The sequence below is a fragment of the Streptomyces sp. P9(2023) genome, assembly GCF_032436795.1.
GTDB lineage: Bacteria > Actinomycetota > Actinomycetes > Streptomycetales > Streptomycetaceae > Streptomyces.
Map to the genome: position 1 here is coordinate 1 of NZ_JAUPWM010000075.1, position 3,641 is coordinate 3,641.

At 69.8% G+C, this 3,641-nt stretch carries 4 protein-coding genes; 1 reads left to right on the plus strand and 3 read right to left on the minus strand.

The annotated features are described in order from the left end of the window. Positions 1-353: 353 nt before the first annotated feature. On the minus strand, positions 354-1,361 hold the full coding sequence (locus Q5762_RS36575) for a stage II sporulation protein M (RefSeq protein ID WP_315896639.1): 1,008 nt from the start codon (positions 1,359-1,361) through the stop codon (positions 354-356). A gap of 119 nt (positions 1,362-1,480) precedes the next feature. On the opposite strand from Q5762_RS36575, the gene Q5762_RS36580 reads away from it, so the two are divergent. Then, positions 1,481-2,377 (plus strand): RDD family protein, encoded by an 897-nt coding sequence (locus Q5762_RS36580; protein WP_315896640.1) that lies wholly within the window; start codon positions 1,481-1,483, stop codon positions 2,375-2,377. Positions 2,378-2,407: 30 nt separating this feature from the next. On the opposite strand, the gene Q5762_RS36585 is transcribed toward Q5762_RS36580, so the two are convergent. Together Q5762_RS36585 and Q5762_RS36590 are read right to left on the minus strand one after the other, a co-directional pair. Continuing rightward, positions 2,408-3,022, minus strand: coding sequence for a hypothetical protein (locus tag Q5762_RS36585; RefSeq protein WP_315896641.1), 615 nt, complete (start codon positions 3,020-3,022; stop codon positions 2,408-2,410). A 172-nt stretch (positions 3,023-3,194) separates the two neighbouring features. Further along, on the minus strand, positions 3,195-3,641 hold a 447-nt coding region (locus Q5762_RS36590), incomplete at its 5' end, for an adenosylhomocysteinase (protein ID WP_315896642.1).

Below are 3,641 nucleotides of genomic sequence, written 5' to 3' on the forward strand. Positions count from 1 at the left end.
TTTTCCCTTCGGTCTTTCGTGTTTCCAGCTTAGCAGATCCGTTTTCCGTTTCTGCCACCCGCTGGAGCGGGCTGCCGGGCTGTTCTTCGCTTTCGCGTTTCCCTTTCCGGCGATTCCGACTTTATCAGATTCATTCCGGCCGACCTAATCGGTGGCTTTCGTGATTCGAATAAGGAATCGGGGTGACTCCGTGGAAATCAACTTCCCGACCGGAGTGAGAGAGATACTAGCGCGCCACCATCGAACTTGTCCAGTCCGAGGCAACCGTTTGAATCTACCTCCCCACTCGAACCGTGTCAACAGTTTTTTGTGGGCGAAGAGGAGACTAGCAGGTCAGCGGGGGCGTACGCACATCAGGCGGCGGTGGGCAGCTCGGCGCTGCGGTCCTCGTCGGCGAGGTCGCCCGTTTCACCCGCACGGGCCGCACGGCCGCCCAGGACGTAGACGTAGGCGAGGAACGCCAGCTCGGCGGCGATGCCGATGGTGATGCGGGCCCAGGTCGGGAGGCCGGACGGGGTGACGAAACCTTCGATCAGGCCGGAGAGGAAGAGGACCAGGGCGAGGCCGATCGCCATGCTCACGGCCGCGCGGCCCTGTGTGGCCAGGGCAGCTCTGCGGGTCGTCGGGCCTGGGTCGATGACGGTCCAGCCGAGCTTGAGGCCGGTGCCGGCGGCGACGAAGACCGCGGTGAGTTCGAGGAGGCCGTGCGGGAGGAGCAGGCCCAGCATGATGTCGAGACGGCCGGCGGAGGACATCAGCCCGATGGCGACGCCGAGGTTCAGCATGTTGAGGAAGAGGATCCAGAGCACCGGGATGCCCAGGAACGCGCCGAGGACCAGGCACATGGCGGCGGCCTGCGCGTTGCTCGTCCAGACCTGGGCCGCGAAGGAGGCCGCGGGGTGGCTCGAGTAGTACGTCTCGTACTGGCCACCCGGGCGGGTCATCTCGCGGAGCTCCGCCGGGGCGCCGATCGCGGACTGCACCTCGGGGTGTGTGCCGATCCACCAGCCGATGATCACGGCGAGGAGGGTGGAGAGGACTGCCGTCGGGATCCACCAGTGGCGTGACCGGTAGACGGCGGCGGGGAAGCCGGCCGTCAGGAAGCCGACGGCGTCGCGCCAGGAGGAGCGGCGGGTGCCGGTGACCGTGGCGCGGGCGCGGGCGACGAGTTGGGTGAGCCGGGCCGTGAGCATGGGGTCCGGGGCGCTGGACTGGATCAGGGAGAGGTGGGTGGCCGTCCGCTGGTAGAGGGCCACGAGCTCGTCCGCCTCGGCGCCTGTGAGCTTGCCGCCGCGACGCAGGAGGTGGTCGAGGCGGTCCCACTCGGCGCGGTGGGCGGTGACGTAGACGTCGAGGTCCATGATCGGCTGCTGCTCCAGGGCACTGGGTGCGGACGGTCCGTACTACTGCGGCGCGCTGCGGGTCAGCTTGGCAGACTGTCGTACCGGGGGCCGGAGTAGGTCGGAGAAGGGTGGGCGCCGTGAGTGGCGTGGTGACGGGGGACGCTGTCGTCCTGGGGTTGCGGCCGGCGCGGCTGCCCAGCCGGGCTTTGGCGCTCTTTCTCGATCTGTTGGTCGTCTGGGCTGTCTATCTGTTGGTGTCGGTCGGGTTGGCCATGGCGACGGCTTCCTTGGACGAGGCCGCGCAGATGGCTGTGTCGATCGCTTCGTTCCTGCTGGTGTTGGTGGGGGCGCCCATCGCTGTGGAGACGCTTTCGCACGGGCGCTCGCTGGGGAAGCTGGCCTGCGGGCTGCGGGTGGTGCGGGACGACGGCGGACCGATCCGGTTCCGGCACGCGCTGGTGCGCGGGGCGATGGGGGTCGTGGAGATCCTGATGACGTTCGGGGTCGTCGCCTGTATCGCCTCGCTCGTGTCCGAGCGGGGGAGGCGGATCGGTGACGTCTTCGCCGGGACGCTTGTCGTACGGGAGCGGGTGCCGGCGGCGCGGAACGCGATGGTGCCTCCTCCCCCGCCGTGGCTGGTGGGGCGCTTCTCCGGGCTGGACCTCTCCGCCGTGCCGGACGGGCTGTGGCTGGAGATACGGCAGTACCTGACGCGGATGGGGCAGCTGGACCAGGAGGTGGGGCGCCGGATCGCCGAGCGGCTCGCCGATGAGCTGGTCAGCCGGACCGGGACTCCGCCGCCTGCCGGTGTACCGGCGGCCGCGTATCTGGCGGGGGTCGTCGGCGAGCGGCAGGCCCGTGACGCGCGGCGGGCCTTCGCCCCGTCCGCCGGTGCGGGTGCTGCGGCGGTTCCGCTGGTGGGTCCGGGTGCGGCGGCGGATTCCGGGGCGGGCGGCTCTGGGCGCGTCCCCGTTGTGCCGGTCGCGTCTGAGGCGGAGCCCGGGCGTTCTACCGGGTTCGCACCGCCCGCTTAGCGTCGGGCTTCGAGCGGTGCGCGGCGGGCGTCAGGGGAAGACGTTCGGCGGGGTGTCGAGGGACTCGAGTTCGATGCCGGGGGCGGAGAGGACCACGTCGCCGGCGATGTGAACCGTGTGCTGTTCGCCTGTGTCGAGGGCGTTGACCTGGTACTCGTCCACGGTCAGAGGGCCGTTGTCAGTGGCGTGCGCTTCACTGTTCACCAGGGCCCAGGACTGGTCGATCGTGAGGGGGGCGAGCACGGGATCCGTGAAGGCGACGAGCCGGATGCGGGTCGCGGGGGAACCGGGGGTGAGACGCAGGAGTCGCGTGATCGCGACGAGGAACGCCGGGGACGTGCCGGTGAAGGCGTGAGCGCGCACATTGCCTTCGGTGGCGTGGGTTCCGGTGGGGTCCGTGCGGACCCAGGTGACGCCGTCGAGGGCGGCGCCGCGGACCTGCCAGCTCGCGGCGTGGAGTTCGAGTCGGATGGGGCGGCCGAGTTCGTCGATGGCCAGGTCGACGGAGCCCGCGTGGTCGCCGGAGGGGGTGGTGATCTGGGAGACGTAGCGCCAGCCGGAGGGGCCGGGCGCGCAGTTGAAGTGTTCTTCGCCGAGGGGGGTGTGATCGTGCGGATCATGGAGCGAATAGCGGCCGCGGGGCATGGGTCCTCGGGGTGCTTCGTGGGGCGGTAGGCCCGGGTGCGGGCCGGTCGGACGAGGCAGGCCCCCGGCACGGGGGTGCGGGGGCCTGCCAGATTCCTCTACGGGTGCGGGTGACGGGCGTGCGTCAGTGCACGGGCGCCGTCCGGGCCGGCATCAGTAGCCGGTACCGGCATCAGTAGCGGTAGTGGTCCGGCTTGTACGGGCCCTCGACATCGACGCCGATGTAGGCGGCCTGCTCGGGGCGGAGGGTCGTCAGCTTGACGCCGAGGGCGTCGAGGTGGAGGCGGGCGACCTTCTCGTCCAGGTGCTTCGGCAGCACGTACACGTCGGTCGGGTACTCCTCCGGCTTGGTGAAGAGCTCGATCTGGGCCAGGGTCTGGTCCGCGAAGGAGTTCGACATGACGAAGGAGGGGTGGCCGGTCGCGTTGCCGAGGTTGAGCAGGCGGCCCTCGGACAGGAGGATGACGACCTTGCCGTCGGGGTAGGTCCAGGTGTGGACCTGGGGCTTGACCTCGTCCTTCACGATGTCGGGGGTGGCGGCGAGGCCGGCCATGTCGATCTCGTTGTCGAAGTGACCGATGTTCCCGACGATCGCCTGGTGCTTCATCCTGGCGATGTC